General features: G+C 66.8%; 10 protein-coding genes. 5 read left to right on the forward strand and 5 right to left on the reverse strand.

The features are described 5' to 3' along the window. The first annotated feature begins 95 nt into the window (after positions 1–95). The 4 genes from I7X43_RS03940 (at position 96) to I7X43_RS03955 (ending at position 4,077) form a co-directional block, all read left to right on the forward strand. Complete coding sequence (locus tag I7X43_RS03940; protein WP_198099579.1) at positions 96–2,138, forward strand: S9 family peptidase; 2,043 nt, start codon at positions 96–98, stop codon at positions 2,136–2,138. Positions 2,139–2,254: 116 nt separating this feature from the next. Continuing rightward, entirely contained in the window at positions 2,255–3,436 is a 1,182-nt protein-coding gene (locus I7X43_RS03945; protein WP_198099580.1) for a DUF4382 domain-containing protein, read from the forward strand. 71 nt (positions 3,437–3,507) lie between these two features. Beyond that, on the forward strand, positions 3,508–3,765 hold the full coding sequence (locus tag I7X43_RS03950; RefSeq protein WP_198099581.1) for a ribbon-helix-helix protein, CopG family: 258 nt from the start codon (positions 3,508–3,510) through the stop codon (positions 3,763–3,765). Between the two features lie 9 nt (positions 3,766–3,774). Further along, positions 3,775–4,077, forward strand: coding sequence for a type II toxin-antitoxin system RelE/ParE family toxin (locus I7X43_RS03955; protein ID WP_198099582.1), 303 nt, complete (start codon positions 3,775–3,777; stop codon positions 4,075–4,077). Positions 4,078–4,087: 10 nt separating this feature from the next. Here the strand turns inward: I7X43_RS03955 and queE are convergent, their stop codons facing one another. Genes queE through I7X43_RS03970 form a run of 3 tightly spaced genes read right to left on the reverse strand, consistent with a single transcriptional unit; the run spans position 4,088 to position 6,911 of the window. After that, the gene (queE, locus tag I7X43_RS03960; protein ID WP_198099583.1) at positions 4,088–4,723 is read right to left on the reverse strand and encodes a 7-carboxy-7-deazaguanine synthase; all 636 of its coding nucleotides are present in this window, start codon (positions 4,721–4,723) and stop codon (positions 4,088–4,090) included. After that, positions 4,720–5,832 carry a 6-carboxytetrahydropterin synthase gene (locus I7X43_RS03965; RefSeq protein WP_198099584.1) on the reverse strand — a complete coding sequence of 371 codons (1,113 nt, stop codon included), beginning with the start codon at positions 5,830–5,832 and terminating at the stop codon, positions 4,720–4,722. Before I7X43_RS03965 ends, queE begins: the two co-directional genes overlap by 4 nt. A 38-nt stretch (positions 5,833–5,870) precedes the next feature. Beyond that, positions 5,871–6,911 carry an N-acetylmuramoyl-L-alanine amidase-like domain-containing protein gene (locus I7X43_RS03970; protein ID WP_198099585.1) on the reverse strand — a complete coding sequence of 347 codons (1,041 nt, stop codon included), beginning with the start codon at positions 6,909–6,911 and terminating at the stop codon, positions 5,871–5,873. Between the two features lie 108 nt (positions 6,912–7,019). Between I7X43_RS03970 and I7X43_RS03975 the strand changes: the two genes are divergently transcribed. Next, complete coding sequence (locus I7X43_RS03975; protein ID WP_198099586.1) at positions 7,020–7,580, forward strand: HutD/Ves family protein; 561 nt, start codon at positions 7,020–7,022, stop codon at positions 7,578–7,580. Here the strand turns inward: I7X43_RS03975 and I7X43_RS03980 are convergent. Together I7X43_RS03980 and I7X43_RS03985 are read right to left on the reverse strand one after the other, a co-directional pair. Continuing rightward, positions 7,577–9,745, reverse strand: coding sequence for a S46 family peptidase (locus tag I7X43_RS03980; protein ID WP_198099587.1), 2,169 nt, complete (start codon positions 9,743–9,745; stop codon positions 7,577–7,579). The genes I7X43_RS03975 and I7X43_RS03980 overlap by 4 nt on opposite strands. A gap of 89 nt (positions 9,746–9,834) precedes the next feature. Then, complete coding sequence (locus tag I7X43_RS03985) at positions 9,835–15,699, reverse strand: Calx-beta domain-containing protein (protein ID WP_216860042.1); 5,865 nt, start codon at positions 15,697–15,699, stop codon at positions 9,835–9,837. Positions 15,700–16,030 lie beyond the last annotated feature (331 nt).

The raw sequence follows: 16,030 nt of genomic DNA on the forward strand, positions 1-16,030 counted from the left end.
AGTTCAACCAGAGAAAACGACGGCTTGTCAAAACGGGCACGCGACTGCGCACGGAGGCGCCTACGCTGCGCAGCTTTTCAACCGCTGGGACCGTCATGACCCGTTCACTTTTTGTTGTTGGCGCCGCACTCACCCTCGCTTGGACTGCCACGGCGGCCGCGGCCAACGCTGCGGTGTCGGCGCCGGCTGAAACTCCGCTGATTGCCCGCGAGGCCTTGTTTGGCAACCCGGTCAAGGTGTCCGGTCAGATCAGTCCCAACGGGAAATGGCTGTCCTGGATGGCGCCCGTCAACGGCGTGATGAATGTGTGGGTGGCGCCCGTGGACAAGCCCGAGGCCGCCCGCCCCGTCACCGACGCCAAGGACCGCCCGATTCCGCTCTACTCGTGGGCCAGCAACAGCGAGCAGATCCTGTTCGTCAAGGACAACGGCGGGGACGAGAACTACCACTTCTACGGCGTGAACGTCCAAGGGGGCGCGCCCCGCGACTACACGCCCTTCGACAAGGTGGCGGTGCAGCTGATCGCAACCTCCATGAAGCACCCCGACGAGGTGCTGGTGGGCATCAACAACCGCGACCCGCGTTGGCACGATGTGCACCGCCTGAACCTGCGCACCGGCGCGCTCAAGCTGGTGATGAAGGGCGACGGCATCGGGGAGTTCGAAGCCGACGAAGACCTGCGCTTGCGCCTGGCGTTCAAACCCAACGCGGCTGGCGGCACCGACTACCACGCCATCCACAACGGGGTGGTGGCCGAGAAGCCCCTGCTCACCACCGGCTTGGAAGACACCACCACCCGATCGCTGGGCTTTAGCGCCGACGGCCGCACGCTCTATTGGCTGGACACGCGCAACCGCGACACCGCTGCGGTGTTTGCCGAAGACACCACCACGGGCCAGCGCACGCTGCTGGCCGAAGACGCAAGGGCCGATTTGGGGGCCACCTTGCGCCACCCGCAGACGGGCAAGGTCCAGGCCTACGCCGTCAACTACCTGACCACCGAATGGCACTTCTTGGACAAGAAGCTCAAGGCCGACTTTGATTGGCTGCGCCAGCAATTCGGGCCAAGCGAAATCCACGTCAACAGCCGCACCCAGGCCGACGACAAATGGGTGTTGGTGGTGGACCCGGTGGTCAAGCCGGCCACGGCCTACCTGTACGACCGCACGGCCAAGCGCCTGACCGAGATGTACACCGCCCGCCCGGCCCTGCAGGGCGCGCCCCTGGTGCCCATGCACCCGGTCGAGATCAAGGCCCGCGATGGCCTGACCCTGCCCAGCTACCTCAGCCTGCCGCAGGCCGCCGACGCCAACGGCGACGGCAAGGCCGACCGTGCCGTGCCGCTGGTGCTCTTTGTGCACGGCGGGCCGTGGGCGCGGGACACGCATGGCTTCCACAGCTATCACCAGTGGTTGGCCAACCGCGGCTACGCCGTGCTGTCGGTGAACTTCCGCGCGTCCACGGGCTTTGGCAAGAAGTTCCTCAATGCCGGCAACAAGCAGTGGGGCCTGGCCATGCACAACGACTTGCTCGACGCCGTCGAGTGGGCCGTCAAGCAAGGGGTGACCACCCAGGACAAGGTCGCCATCATGGGCGGCAGCTACGGGGGCTACGCCGCGCTGGCTGGCGTGACCTTCACGCCCACCACCTTCGCCTGCGCGGTGGACATCGTGGGCCCCTCCAACTTGGAGACCCTGCTGGGCACCATTCCCCCGTACTGGGAGGCCGGCAAGAAGCAGATGTACAGCCGCATGGGCGACCCGACGACGGACGAGGGCAAGGCCATCCTGCGCGCCGCATCGCCGCTGTACAAGGCCGACCAGATCGTGCGCCCGCTGCTCATCGGCCAAGGCGCCAACGACCCGCGGGTCAAGCAGGCCGAGAGCGACCAGATCGTCGACGCCATGAAAGCCAAGAACATCCCGGTGACCTATGTGCTCTACCCCGATGAGGGGCATGGCTTCCGCAAGCCGGAAAACCGCATTGGCTTCAACGCCGTGGCTGAAAGCTTCCTGGGCCAATGCCTGGGTGGCCGAGTGGAGCCCTTGGGCGCCACCCAGCGCGCGTCTACCGCCAAAGTGATGCAGGGTGCCGAGCACGTTCCGGGCTTGAAGGACGCGCTGGCGAAGCAGCCCTGATCCGTACCTTTGAATGCGCTTCTTGGGGCCCTTCGGGGCCTCTTTTTTTCAATTGCTTACGCGGCTTCTGGGTGGGCTGCCTAAACTGACTTCAGCCCCCGCTGAAGGAGATTTCCATGCGCACCCGCTTTGCCCTGCTGTCCGCACTTGCCTTGGCTGCCTGCGGCGGCGGTGGGGGCGACAGCGGCCCTCCCGTGCTGGGCCTGGGTACCTTGAACCTGTGGTTGGCCGACGCGCCGGCCTGTGGCATGGACAAGGTCTTTGTGACGGTGGAGAAGGTGCGGGTGCACACCAGCAGCACGGCGGGTGATGCCGACACCGGGTGGGTGGACATCACCCCGCCGGCACCGGTGCGCGTGGACTTGCTGACGCTGACCAACGGCACGCTCGCGGCGCTGGGCCAAGCCACGCTGCCCGCAGGCAGCTACCAGCAGCTGCGCCTGGTGCTGGCTGAGAGCACCGGCGCCAATCCCATGGCCAATGCCGTGCGGCCCAGCGGTGCCACGGCCGATGTGGCGCTGGAGACCCCGAGCGGGCTGCAGTCCGGCCTCAAGATCAACGCCGGCATCACGGTCACCGCCACGCAGCGCGTGGACTGGGCGATCGACTTTGACGCCTGCAAGTCCATCGTCCAGGCGGGCCACTCGGGCCGCTACCAGCTCAAGCCGGTGCTGCAGGCGCTGCCGCTGCTGAGTGAGACCGGCCAGCGCGTCGTGGGTTATTTGGATGCCGCCCTGGCCAATGGCGCGGCCACGGTGTCGGTCCAGCAGGCCGGCAAGCCGGTGCGCACCACGCCCACCGATGCCACCGGCAAGTTCGTGCTCTACCCCGTGCCCGCGGGGGAGTACGACCTGGTCCTCAGCGCCACCGGCCGCGCCACGGCCGTGATGACGGGCGTGCCCGTGGCCGCCACCAGCGTCACCACCGTGGGCAGCGACACCCTGCGCCTGGTGCCCCCCACCAGCGCGAGCGCCGAGGTCTCGGGCACCGTCAGCAAGGGCGGCAGCGTGGCCAACACCGGCGGCGCCGTGCGCGCCCTGCTGACCTTCAACGGCGGCCCCAACGTCGAGGCCGGCTACGGCGCGGCGGATGCCACCACGGGCCGCTACCGCCTCACCCTGCCCACCGGCACGCCCGTGCGCACGACCTACCTGGCCAATGCCACCGCCTTCACCTGGACCCCGCGCCCCAGCGAAGCCGGCAAGTTCCGCCTGGAGGCCAGCGTGCTGGGCGTGACGACACCGCAAACCGCCGACATCAACCTCACGGGGTACCTGACGAAGGATTGGACCTTCTGACCGCGAGGGGTGATTTGCGGCAGGCGGATGTAGCACAAAAGCGCTACATTGGGATTTCGCAAGGAGACTCCATGTCCACCACCACGATTCGTCTCGACGACGATTTCAAACAGCGATTGACCGCGGCCGCAGCGCGCACCGGCCGAACCGCGCACGCCTTCATCCTGGAGGCGGTGGCTCAGCAAGTGGAGCGCTGCGAGCAGGAGGCTGCGTTCCACCACGTTGCGCAACAGCGTTGGGCCACGTTGGTGGCGGGCGGGCCCTCGCTGAGTTTGGCGGATGCCGAGGCGCATCTGGCGCAGCGGGTCCGCGCTCAAACCAAGGGCTGATGCGCTTGCATGACCAGGGCAACCCGGGTCGAACTGGCCCCCGAAATACTCGAAGACCTCGATCGCATCTTTGATCACGTGGCGGGGTATGACCCGACCGCTGCCGAGCCGCGCGTTGCGTTCATTCTGGAGGGCTTGCGGATCCTGACGCACAGCCCCGAAATTGGCCGTCCGGTCCAAGACGGGCAGCGCGAGTTGGTGATCGGCCGAGGGGCTAATGGCTATGTGGCGCGCTACCGGTATCTGCCGGAAGTGGACGTGGCGGTGGTGCTGGCGGTCCGCAGCCAACGGGAGCTGGGCTACCGGCGGTAGCCCAGCTCGCTCAGGGAATCCCGAGCACCTTGTGCTGCTGCAAGCTCAGCCGCCACTGCGGGTGCTGCAGGCAGTAGTCGATGGCGGCGCGGGTGTTTTGGGTCTTGAACACGCCATCCATCGGCTGCAGGAAAAAGTGCTCGAAGGCGAGGCTCGCAAAGCGCTCGGGGGGCGCCAGGGGCTGGGGGTAGACGAGCTTGAGCTCGTGGCCCTGGGTCAGCACGACCTCGGCATCGGCCTTGGGGCTGACGCAGATCCAGTCCAGCCCGGCGGGTGCGGGCTGCGTGCCGTTGGTTTCGACCGCGACCTCAAAGCCCTGTGCGTGCAGGGCTTGAATGGCGGGTTCGTCCAGTTGCAGCAGCGGCTCGCCGCCCGTGCAGACGACGTAGGGACGGCCCTGTTGGAGATCGGGCCAGCGCGCCGCCACATGCGCGGCGAGCAGCTCAGCCGTCGCAAACTTGCCGCCGCCTTCGCCGTCGGTCCCGACGAAATCGGTGTCGCAAAAGTTGCAGACCGCCTGGGCGCGGTCTTGTTCACGACCGCTCCAGAGGTTGCAGCCGGCAAAGCGCAGAAAGACGGCCGCGCGGCCGGCTTGCGCCCCTTCGCCCTGCAGCGTGTAGAAGCATTCTTTGACGGCGTAGGTCATACCGGAATCAACTCCTGCGTGTCGCCCAGGGTGACGAGGGCCCCGCAGCCGCGGGTTTCAAAGAGGTCCACGCGGTCGGTCTCGGGCAGCACGGCGCGGGCTTCGCGCAGGAGGTGGGCGGCCAGCGTGGCGCAGTCGCCGTCTGACAGCGCCGGGTCCAGGTGCAGCGGGTGGTGGTCCAGGCGTTTGAAGACGGGGTTGAAGCGGTCTTTGACGTCGCCAAAGTCCACCGCCCAGCCCAGAAGCTGGTGCAGTTCGGCCTGCAGGTGCAGGCGCAGCGTGAAGGTGTGGCCGTGCACGCCAGCGAGCGGGTGGTCCTGCGGGGCGCGCTTGAGCTGCACGGCGGAGTCGAGCTTGAACTCTTTCCAGATGCGAAAGCGGGCGCCGTCGTAGTTGGCGCCGCTGGAGCCCGTCTCGTAGACGGTGACCCAGCTCAGTTCGGGCAATTCGGGTTTGAGGCGCTGCCAGATCCAGCGCGAGAGCATCTCGCTCGTGGGGTTCTCCAGCCCCGGCAGTTCGTTCAGGCAGCGGTAGTTGAGCTCGAAGTGCAGCGGCGCCCAGAGCGCATCGAGCTGGTCGTAATCGAGTGCGTAGTCGCGCTCCCCCAAGTCCTGGTTGGCGTGCAGGATGACCTCGAAGCCGTGCCCGTGCAGGCGCCCGCACTTGTGGCCGGCGGGCACGTGGGGTAGCCAGTGCGCGCTCTGAAAGCGATAGCGCCGCCACACATGGGCGTGGCCGCGCCCGTCCAAGTCCACGCCGCTGTGGGCCGTGCTGTAGACCGAGAGCTGCTGCAGCCCGGGCAGCGGCGGCTGACCATCCCCACCGGCCAGGCGCTTTTGCAGCCAGCGGGCCAGGTTCTCGTCCGTGGGGTTGGGCAGGTGGTCGTTCAGCAGTGCGTGGTCCAGCGGTGCCGCCGCGTGCTCCAGGCGCTCCCGCAGGCGGCTGACTTCGCCCCCCGCAAACGGCGCCCAGCCGGAGGGCAAGGCACAGCGAGCCTGGGCGAAGTAGCTGTGCCCATGCAAACCGCGGGCGCGGTGGCCTTCGGGCAGGGCGGGGATGTGGCAGGCCGACTCGAAGCCGGTGCCGGCGCTGTGGAGGGTCAGAAGCATGGGCGCGATTGTCGGACGCGCCGCAAGCCCGCGGGTGCTTAGCGGTTGTCGCTGGGCGCGAGTCGCGCCTCAGGTGGGGGCAATCGCAAGGGCGCTGGGGGCCGAGGCTGGGGGGCCATGGGCGGCGGCATGGGCTGCTCGTTCAGCCGCAGGAACTTGAACCCCAAGAGGCGCGGGCGCTGCGGGTCAGAGGGCGTTTCGCGGGACTGGCGGGTGTGAATGAATGACTCAAAGCTCTCTTCCCGCACCTGGGGTGCAGCGGAGTGAATCAGGCGCGGTGGGTCTTCCCCATCCCGAATCACCAGGCCCACGTGGGAGGCCCAGGCCGCGTCGCCGCGCCCGGTGATGACGTTGACAAAGTCACCAGTCTTCAGGTGGTCCAGGGCGGCGGGCAGTGCCTCCAGGGGCAGGTAGTGGTCCACCCAGCGCTGAACGGGGGCCGCGTGGGCCAAGCGGTAGCGGTCCTGGAAGAAGCGGGCGCGGTTGATGGTTTGCTCGTAGCGGCGTACGGCGGCTCCGCCCAGCTCCAGCGTCACGTCGTGCACTAACCACGCGTTGCTCGGGTTCCAGTCGGCCTCGGTGTAATGGTTGCGGGTGGTGACGCCAATGACGCCATCGCGATAGCGAAGGCGCTGCAGCATCCAGAAAAACTCGGCCCACGACTGGCTCAGCGCCATGGCGTAGATGTGCTCCGCGAAGACCACACAGTCGCTCTGCCCCAGGTTGAACAGCGGCTGACGGTCGTGCAGCTCGTAGGGAAACTCGCCCAGCAGGTACAGCTCGTAGGGTTGACCGATGGCCTTGCGCGCCAGGTGGGCGATGCGGTCGCGAAGCTGAGGCTGCCAAGCGTGCAGGTAACCGAGGTAGCGGTCCAGCTCGGTGGGGTCCATTTGATGCAGGGGCCGCTCGCGCAGGGGCGCGATGTGGTCTGCCGATTGACCGCTCGCCATCAAGGCACGGGTTTCGTCGGCGGTCCAGGGCTTGGGTGCGTGCACGCAGCCAGAGAGCCCGATCAGGAGCAGCACCGCGCAGTGCCTCCAGCGGAACGGGTGCAGCGAAGGGAGTCGGGAGGCGGCCATCGTGGGATTGTGGTCAGGGTCAGCGCGCGTGGGGCATGCTGTTTCAAGCGCCACGGGTAACGCACGCTCATGCGGTCCGCGGCGGACGGGCTGCGTTAGGCTCGTGCCATGCAGTGCCTTGACATCGACTCCCTCCCCGCCCAAGCCTGGCGCAACGGCGGCGGCGCCACGCGTGAAGTGCTGGCCTGGCCTGCCGGGCCGGACTGGCGCGTGCGCCTGAGCGTGGCCGACATCGACCGCGATGGGCCGTTCTCACCCTTCCCTGGCGTGCAGCGCCACTTCGCGGTGTTGTCCGGGGGCGGCGTGGCGCTGCGCTGGGCGGACGGGCCCTGGCGGCCGCAACAGGTGGGTCAGGCGCCTTGCGTGTTCGATGGGGCTGAAGGCCCAGACTGCCGGTTGCTGGCCGGCCCTACGCGCGACCTGAACCTGATGTTGCGCGGCGTGGCAGGCTGTTTGCTGCAGGCCGATGACCAGCCCTGGGCGGCCGACTGGCCGTGGCGTGCCCTGGTGGCCTGGGACGCTGCCCGCCTCAGCACCGCCGACGGCCAGAGGCTGGAGCTGCCCGCGCGCAGCGCCGTGGTGGCGCTGCCCCCGGGCCCTGTGCGCGTGCAGAGCACCGGCCTAGCGTTTTGGCTCGGCGCCGCGCAGGCCGTGGAAATGGGCGCTTAAACGCCCATTTCGCGCAGCAGGCGCTGCGCCTTGTCCACCACCGTCATCTGCCACAGCATGTAGCGGGCATCCACGCAGATGCTGCGCACGCGCGTGGGGTCGAACGACCACTCGGCAATCACGCCGTCCAGCGTGCCGTCAAACAGCAGGCCCACCAGCTCGCCCTTGGCGTTCAGCACGGCGGAACCGGAGTTGCCCCCGGTGGTGTCCAAGGTGGCGAGGAAGTTCACGGGAACCGACCTGAGTTCGGGCGCGGCAAAGCGGTCGAAGCGGCCGGCGCGGATGGCTTCGCGCTGCGCCGCCGGGGCATCGAAATCCCCCTTGCCCTGGTGCTTGTCGAGGATGCCGCGCAGCGTGGTGAAGGCCTCCCAGCGGCTGCCGTCGACACCGGGGCGGCCTTTGACCTGACCAAAACTCAGGCGCAGCGTGCCGTTGGCGTCCGGCGCCAGGGCCTGGCCGGTGGCCTGGGCGTGGGCCAGGCGCGCTTGCATGACCTGGGTGCGGGCCTGGTCGATGGCGCCAGCGCGCTCGCGCTGGCTGCGGCGGCGTTCGGCGTCGAACGGGGCCAGGGCCACGGCGGCGCGAATCCAGGGGTCGTCGCTGGCTTCAAAGTCCGCCGCCGGGCGGGTGAGCCAGGCTTCGCGGTTGCCGCCGCGCGCCAGCGCGCTGCTCTCGTTCAGCGCCTGCAGGCGGGCCTGGATGGCGGGGCCTTTGGTTCCAGGCTCCAAGCCGAGCGCCGCGATGAAGGGGGCGGGTAGGAGCTCCGATGGATTGGCCAGGGCGCCCTCTAGGAACTGGCGGGCCACAGCCAAGTCAGTGGCTGCGTCGTAGCGGCGCTCAAAGGTGCGCAGCGCGGCTTGATGGCGTGCTGCGTCGCGGGCCTGGAATCCGGGCTCGCGCTCCGCATCGGGCAAGGCGCGTTGCTGGGCGGCGCGGTAAAGGGTACGCGCCTGGTTCAGGACGGCAGGTGTGGTTTGCTCCATCCAAAACGACTGGAGATCGTGAAGGTGCTGCATCTGAAGCAGCTCGTCGATGGCCGAAAAGGCCGAACTCCAGCGGGCTTGGCGTTGTGGGTCCGCCTCTACCCAGGCCCGCACAGGTGCCCACTCGGCCGTTTTTCGCGCGACGAGGTCGCCGCTGCGCTCAAAGCTCGCCTGCTGACCTTCCCAGTTCTTGTGCGCGTTGGACAGGCCCGCCACCGTGGGCGCCACGCGCAGTTCAGCTTCGCGTTGACCGCGGGTCAGGCGCTGCAACAGGTCAATCCGCGCGCCATAGGCGGCGATTTGCTGAGGGCGTTGCACATCGAAGGCGAAGGCCATTTCGCTGGGCAAGCGCAGGCGCGAGGTGCGCCCCGGGTAGCCGGCCACCATCACCGGGTCGCCCTCTTTCAGCGGCTGCTGGGCCAGCTTCAAGTGGTGCGCGGGTTGGTAAGGCTTGTTGGCGGGGTTGAAGTCCGCCGGCTTGCCGTCCGGCCCCACATAGGCGCGGTAGAAGCTGTAGTCCCCCGTGTGGCGCGGCCAGATCCAGTTGTCGGTGTCACCGCCGAAGCGCCCCACCATGTCGGCCGGGGCATGGACCAGGCGCACGTCGCGGATCTCCAGCATCTTCACCAGCTCATGGCGGGCGCCGCCGTAGCTCACAGCGACTTGGCAGCGGTGGCCGGCGTCTTGCTCGCAGCCGGCGACCAGGTGCTTGTGCGCCGCTTCGATGGCCTTCAGCCGCGCCGCGCCGCTCAAGGCTTGCGTGGCGGGCGTGAGCACCTCGCCGGTGACCTCACGCGCTTCCACGTTGACGTAGATGCGGGCCGTGGGCGAGGCGGGCAGCTCGTCCTCGAAGCGTTCGGCCAGGAAGCCGTTGCGCAGCAGGTCGCGCTGCGGGGTGGAGTTGTGCTGGATGCTGCCGTAGGCGCAGTGGTGGTTGGTGACCACGAGCCCCTGCGGAGACACAAAGGAGGCGGAGCAACCGCCCAAACTGACGACGGCCGCCACCGGCGCCTGGGCCCGGTTGCCCAGCGCGGCCAAATTCGCCCCCGCCCAGCCCTCGGGCTGCAAGGCCTTGCGCAGCTGCGGCAGTTGCTCGGGCAACCACATGCCCTCCAGGGCGTGGGCGGCGGGGAGCGCGGCCAGCGCCAAGGCGGCGGCCAGGGGAGAGAGGCGTAGCGTCATGGAAAAACCGGCCTTGGAAAAGCAAAACCGCGCAGTCTCGCTGAGCGCCTGCCGCCGGCCAATGGTCACGGGGCGTCCCCCGCAAGCGATCAGATCGCCGGCACCACTACCAACGGGCCGGTCAGACCGGTCAAGGAGACTTCCAGGTTTGCGAACTCCTGCAGCCACTCGTCACCGATGCGGTCGTTGAAATCGGCGGCCACATCGCCCCACACCTCGATGCCTTCCAACATCCCGAGGATGGCCGTGACATTGATGAGGTTCTGACCGCGCACCATCGAGTCCCCCGTGAACAAAATGCTCAGGTAGTCCAGTACGGCCTGATAGCTGGCACCGGGATCAGAGCCGGTCAGGGTGCTGGCCGACAGATTGAGGTTGGCCAGCACCGAGCGGGCCATTTGCTGCGGGCTTTGACCGGCAAACAGCAGGTCCACCGCGAAAGACGCCAGGCTGGCCATGCCGTTGTTGTCCACCCAGGTCTTGCACAACAGGTACTGCTCTACATCCAAGCCCTGAGCTCCCAAGCAAGCTTGGCCCAGGCGCAGGATTTGCAGATCGGCTTCCGATGGTGCCGCCTTGATGCGTTGGCCCCCTTGGAACTCGATGGCCTCGATGTTGGACAGCGTGATTTGTCCATCCCGGTTGCCCATCGTGTCGATCAGCGTCACAAGACCGCTCGCGGGCTCGAAGTTGATGAGGTACTCCGAGCGCGGGCCCGTGAGCATCGCCTTCTCGTTCAGCGCGGCCGTGCCGTTCACCACCCGATCCGCCCGGTCATCGTTGGCCAGCATCAGGTCCAGGGCTGTGAGGCCACTCAGGTCCAGGGTCGCACCCACGGGATTGACCAACTCCAGATGGATGGACTCATCGGCCTCGACTGCCAGATCGCCCTGCACCTGCAAGGTGAAGACCTTGCTGGTCTCGTTGGCCGCAAAGTTGATGACCGTGCTTGCGGGCTGAGCGGCAGAAAAATCGCTGGCATTCGCAGTGCCCGACAACTTGACCTCGACCGAGAAGGCCTGACCCAGGTTGGTGCTCAGGTCGCCCGTGCGGATCAGGGTGTAGGAGTAGGTCTTGAGGCCGAACTGCCCTTCAGACAGCGTCAGCAGGGCCGAAGCCACCGTCTGGAAGGCCACCTTGGGCGCGGTTTCGTCGGTCAGGATGGTGGCATCCGCCGTGGTTTGCGATGGAGACAGGGCGATGCCCTGCGGGTTGCTCAGGCTCACCGTGAACTGCTCATGGCCTTCCACCGTGCTGTCGTGGATTACGGGGATGTTGAACACCGCGCTTGACTGGCCCGCGGGCAGCGTCACGGTCAATGTGGGGAACTGCCCGCCCACAAAGTCCGCGCTGTCGGCCGGCTGGCTTCCGCTGCCCTGGACTTGAACCCACACCGTCGCAACACCGGACAGGTCGCCCACGCGCAGCAGCTCGAACTGAAACAGGGTGGAGCCGTTCGGCGCGGAACCTTCGTTCAGGGCCGGGGTCAGCGTGCGAAGGCTGACTTCGGGGCGAACGTCGTCATTGATCAGCACGACCTGGCCTGTGCCTTGCGTGAGGCTCGGCACCAGGTGGTCGGACTCGGTCAGGGTCAAGACCAGGGCCTCGTTGCTCTCCAGGACCGCATCGCCCGTGGTGCCGATTTCGATTTCGACCGTTGCTGCGCCGGCCACGAAGGTGGCCGTCCCCGTAGGAAGGGCCTTAGCCGAGGCGCCAAAGTCCTGGGCGTCCACCGTTCCTTGGAGGCTCCAGGCGATGTCCGCGCTTTGGGCCAGGTCGCCGGTGCGGGTCAGTAAGAAGCGATGGGATTTGACATCCCCGTCATTGCCCTCGGACACCGAGGTCGGCGTCACTACAGCCACCGAAACCACGCCCTTGAGGTCGTCGTTCTGGAGGGTGACGGTGGCGCTGCCCCCGCTGGCATGCGGCACGACAGCGTCGCCGGCGCTCAAGACCAAGGTCAGACTCTCGTCGCCTTCCATGGCGCTGTCGCCCAGCGTCTGGATTTCCACCACGGCCGTGGCCGAGCCGGCCTCGAAGGTCACCGTCCCCGTGGGCAGTTGGGTGATGCCCAGGCCCAGGTCAAAGCCATCGGCCGTGCCTTGAAGGATCCAGGGCATAGAAGCGCTGTCGGTGGTCTCGCCAACCCGGGTCAGCAGGAAGCGGTGGGTGGTCATGGTGCCCGCTGCCCCTTCGATCACTTGGGTCGGGGTGATCAAGCTGACGGTCACCTCACTCTTGCGGTCATCGTTCAGGAGTTGAACGCTGGCCGTGCCGGTGCTCGGATGGGGCATCACGCGATCCCCCTCGATCAACACCAGCGTGAACGTTTCATTCGACTCGATGACGCGGTCGCCCGCCGTCTGCACCTCCACCACGGCGGTGTCCGAACCCGGCGCAAAGCTGACACTGCCGCTGGGCAACTCGGTCTGCTGCGCGCCAAAGTCCTGGGCATCCACGGTGCCGGCCAGGCGCCAGCTCAGTGTGGCGCCATCCGTCAGATCGCCCGAGCGGGTCAGCACGAAACGGTGCGTGAGGAACGAGCCGGCAACCCCCTCTTCAATGGCCTCAGGGGATTGCACCGCGACCGACACCCAGCCCTTGCTGTCGTCGTTGGTGATCAGGGTCGAGGCGGCCGCAGTCTCGGCCAATGCTGTACCCAGGCCGCTGGGCTGGCTCAAGGTCAGCGTGGCCACCTCATCGCCCTCGAAACGCGAGTCCCCATGCAGCACCAGGGTGATGACCTGGCTGGCTTCATGCGCCGCAAAGGTCACGGTGCCGGAAGAGGCGGTCCCTTCCGCCCAGTCACCGGCGTCCACGTCGCCCGACACATGCCATTGCACGCTGGCGGCTTGCGTCAGATCCCCAGAGCGGGTGAGGGTGAATTGCACCAGTTGCGTCGATCCGGCCTCGCCCTCGGGCTGGAACTCGGTGTCGGCGCTCACGCCCACCCAATTGGTGATGTCGTCATCCTGAACGGTGACCGTTGCGGTGGCCAGTGTGGCGTGCGGGATGACGCGATCGCCTTCGGCCAGCACCAGGGTGAAGGATTCGGCGGCCTCAGCCTGGGAATCGTCGTGGGTCTGGACTTCCAGGATGACTGTGGGCGAGCCCGCTGCAAAGGTCACCGTGCCGCTGGGGAGGTCGCCGGCGTCAAAGTCGGCGCCATCGGCCGTCCCCATCAGGGACCAGGGCTGTGTCGCCTCGTCCGACAAGTCACCGCTGCGGGTCAGGACAAAGCGGTGGAGCGTAACGGCGCCGGCTGCGCCCTCGACCACGGTGGCGGGGGTTTCCAGGGCCACCGTCACAAGCCCCTTGGCGTCGTCATTGGTGATGACGGTCGTGGCTGCGGTGGCCGCCCCCAGAGCAACGGTGAGGCCTTGCGGATTGCTCAGGGTGATGGTGGCCGATTCGTTGGCTTCAATGCGCGTGTCGCCACGCACCACGAGGCTGATGACTTGAGAGGCTTGTCCGACCGTGAAGTTGACCGTGCCTGACATGGGGGTGCCGGCGGCCAGATCGGAGGCGTCCACGGTGCCGGAGAGGGCCCAGTCCGCGGCTGCACTCTCGGTCAACTCACCAGTGCGGGTCACGGTGAATTGGATGGTGCGCTCGCTAAAGGCATCGCCTTCACTGACCAGCAATTCATTGGCCTGAATGCTGAGGGTGTTGCTGGTGTCATCGCTCAGGAGCGTCACCGTGGCCGTGCCCAAGGAGGGGTGCGGGCCCACGCGGTCCCCTTCGGCCAGAACCAAACTGAGGGATTCGTTGGGTTCAATGGCCGCGTCGCCTGCGGACTGAACCTCGACGGTGGCCGTGGCCGCACCAGCCTCGAAGGTCACAGTGCCGCTCGGCAGGGTGCCGCCCGCAAAGTCTGCTGCGTCTACCGTGCCCTGAATGCTCCAGGTCATCGTGGCGCTGTCGCTGAGGTCACCGCCGCGGGTCAGCACAAAGCGATGGGTGACGGTGCTGCCAGCGGCGCCTTCCGCCACGGCCTCCGGCGTCTGGAGGGCAACCGACACAAGGCCTTTGGCGTCGTCGTTGCTGACGGTCATGGTCGCATTGACGGTGCCGCTCAGCCCCGCATTGCCGCCCTGCGGGTTGCTCAGGGTCAGGGTGGCGGTTTCGTCAGCCTCGTACCGGGCGTCTGGGTTCAGGGCCAAGCTGACCGTCTTGGAGGTCTGGCCGGCGGCGAAGCTGAGGGTGCCTGCAATGGCCACACCGTCTTGGAAGTCGGCGGCATTGACCGAGCCCGCAACAGCCCAGTCCACGGTGGCCGCAAGGCTGGCGTCACCCGTGCGGGAAATCGTGAACTGCAGCGTGCTGGGGGCCCCGTCGCTGCCTTCCGCAACCTGAGCCGCAGCGGCCTGGACGGTGAACCAGTTGGAGATGTCGTCGTTCAGCAGCAGCACCTGGGCGGTGCCTTGGGTGGGATGCGGGGTCACCCGGTCCCCTTCGTCCAGCAGGACGATTAGGGTTTCGTTGGATTCGGCCGTGTTGTCGCCGGTGGACTGGATTTCCAGGGTTGCAGTGGCCGATCCGGCGGCAAAGGTCACCGAGCCGTTCGGGGTGAGGAAGCCGCCCGTCCCGAAATCAGCGGGATTGACCGTGCCCTGGACTTGCCACGGCAGGGTGGCCGGGTCGGTGAGGTCACCGGTGCGGCTCAGGGTGAAGCGGTGCGTCAGCGAGGTTCCAGCGGCCCCCTCATTCACCTGGGCGGCGCTCGCGACCATGATGGTGACAACGCCCTTGCTGTCGTCATTCTGGATCGTGGTCGTGGCCACAGTCGTGGCCCCCAGGGCCGCGGTGAAACCTTGAACATTGCTGAGGGTCAGACTGATGAGTTCGTCTGCCTCATATCGCAAATCACCCTGAACCGGCACGCTGATGGTTTTGCTGGCTTCACCGGCAGCAAAGCTGGTGGTGCCCGTCCAGGCCGGCCCAAAGGCAACGTCCAAAACGTCAATGGTCCCGCCCAGCGTCCAATCGACCGACGCGGCTTGGGCCACATCCCCGGTGCGGGTGATGGTGAAGGTCGCGGTTTGCGCGGTGCCTGAATGTCCCTCGGGCAGGGTGGCAGCATTGGCGGCCACGCTGATGGTGTTGCTGATGTCGTCGTTGGCGAGTGTGCCTACAGCCTGGGCGCTGCCACCGGCGATGCTCGCAAAGGTGCCGGGCGTCAGGGTGAGGGTGAAGGTCTCGGTCAGCTCGGGCGTCAGGTCGCCCGCGACGCTGATCCGGATCTCGGCAGTGGTTTGACCGGCGGTGAAGGTCAACAGCCCGCCGCTGGGCAAGGCGCCGCCCAGGAAGTCGTTCGCCGCCGTTGTTCCTGCATCAAAGGCCCAGGTTGCCGTGGAGACCTTGGAGAGCAAGCCGGTGCGGGTGACGGTGAACACCAGATCCGTGCTGCCCAAGTTGCCTTCGGTCACCGTCGCCGCGGCTTGCAGCGCCAAGACGGGCGGGGTGTCATCGTCAATCAGGGTGAAGCTGGTGCTCGTGGTGGCCCCCAGCTGCGCGCCATTGCCAGTGACCGCCCCAAGGGTGACGGTGAAGGCCTCATTGGCTTCGATGACGCTGTCATCAAATGGGCTCAGGGTGACGGTCTTGCTGGTTTCGCCGGCAGCAAAGCTGACGCTGCCACTCGGCAGGCTGCCCCCAAAGTCCGCGCCATCGACGGCGCCAGAGAGGGCCCAGGCAACGCTCGTAGCAACGTTGGTGTTGCCTTCACGGGTGACGGTGAAGGTCAGAGAGCCGATGGATTCCGCAGCGCTCAGACCGCCCGAAATGGTGTGGGTGACGGGCGGCCAGGCATCGGCCGGCAGCGAGGGCCCGTTGGTCGAGTTGTAGCCGTGGGTGCCGCCCACACCGTCGCCGCCGTAGATCCATTGGAGGGCAAGCAAATCGTAGGGTGCATACGTTGTTGCATAGCCATTGAAGCCTGCGTTATATGACATCACTGTGTAATCAGTGTTGTTCTCATCCACGGGTAGATTGGGGTGATCCAAGCCAAGCGCATGTCCCATCTCATGCAGGAGCACTTGCCACGCGGATCCACCAGGAGAGAAATCAGATAGCAGTTCAGGAAGTCCGACCGTATTTATAACGAGGTCGAAATTGGCATTTCCATTGAATTCGATCCGCCCTCCATAGAAGGCCCCAAGGTTTCCGCCGCCGAAGTAAATGACCCTAGAAGACAACGTGTCAGTTGTTTCTACGAATTGAACACCCGTTACCTGTGTGATGTATGCAAGCAACTGACGAACCATTTCTCGCTGAGGCTCATTG

The organism is Inhella gelatinilytica (genome assembly GCF_016093295.1).
GTDB lineage: Bacteria > Pseudomonadota > Gammaproteobacteria > Burkholderiales > Burkholderiaceae_C > Inhella > Inhella gelatinilytica.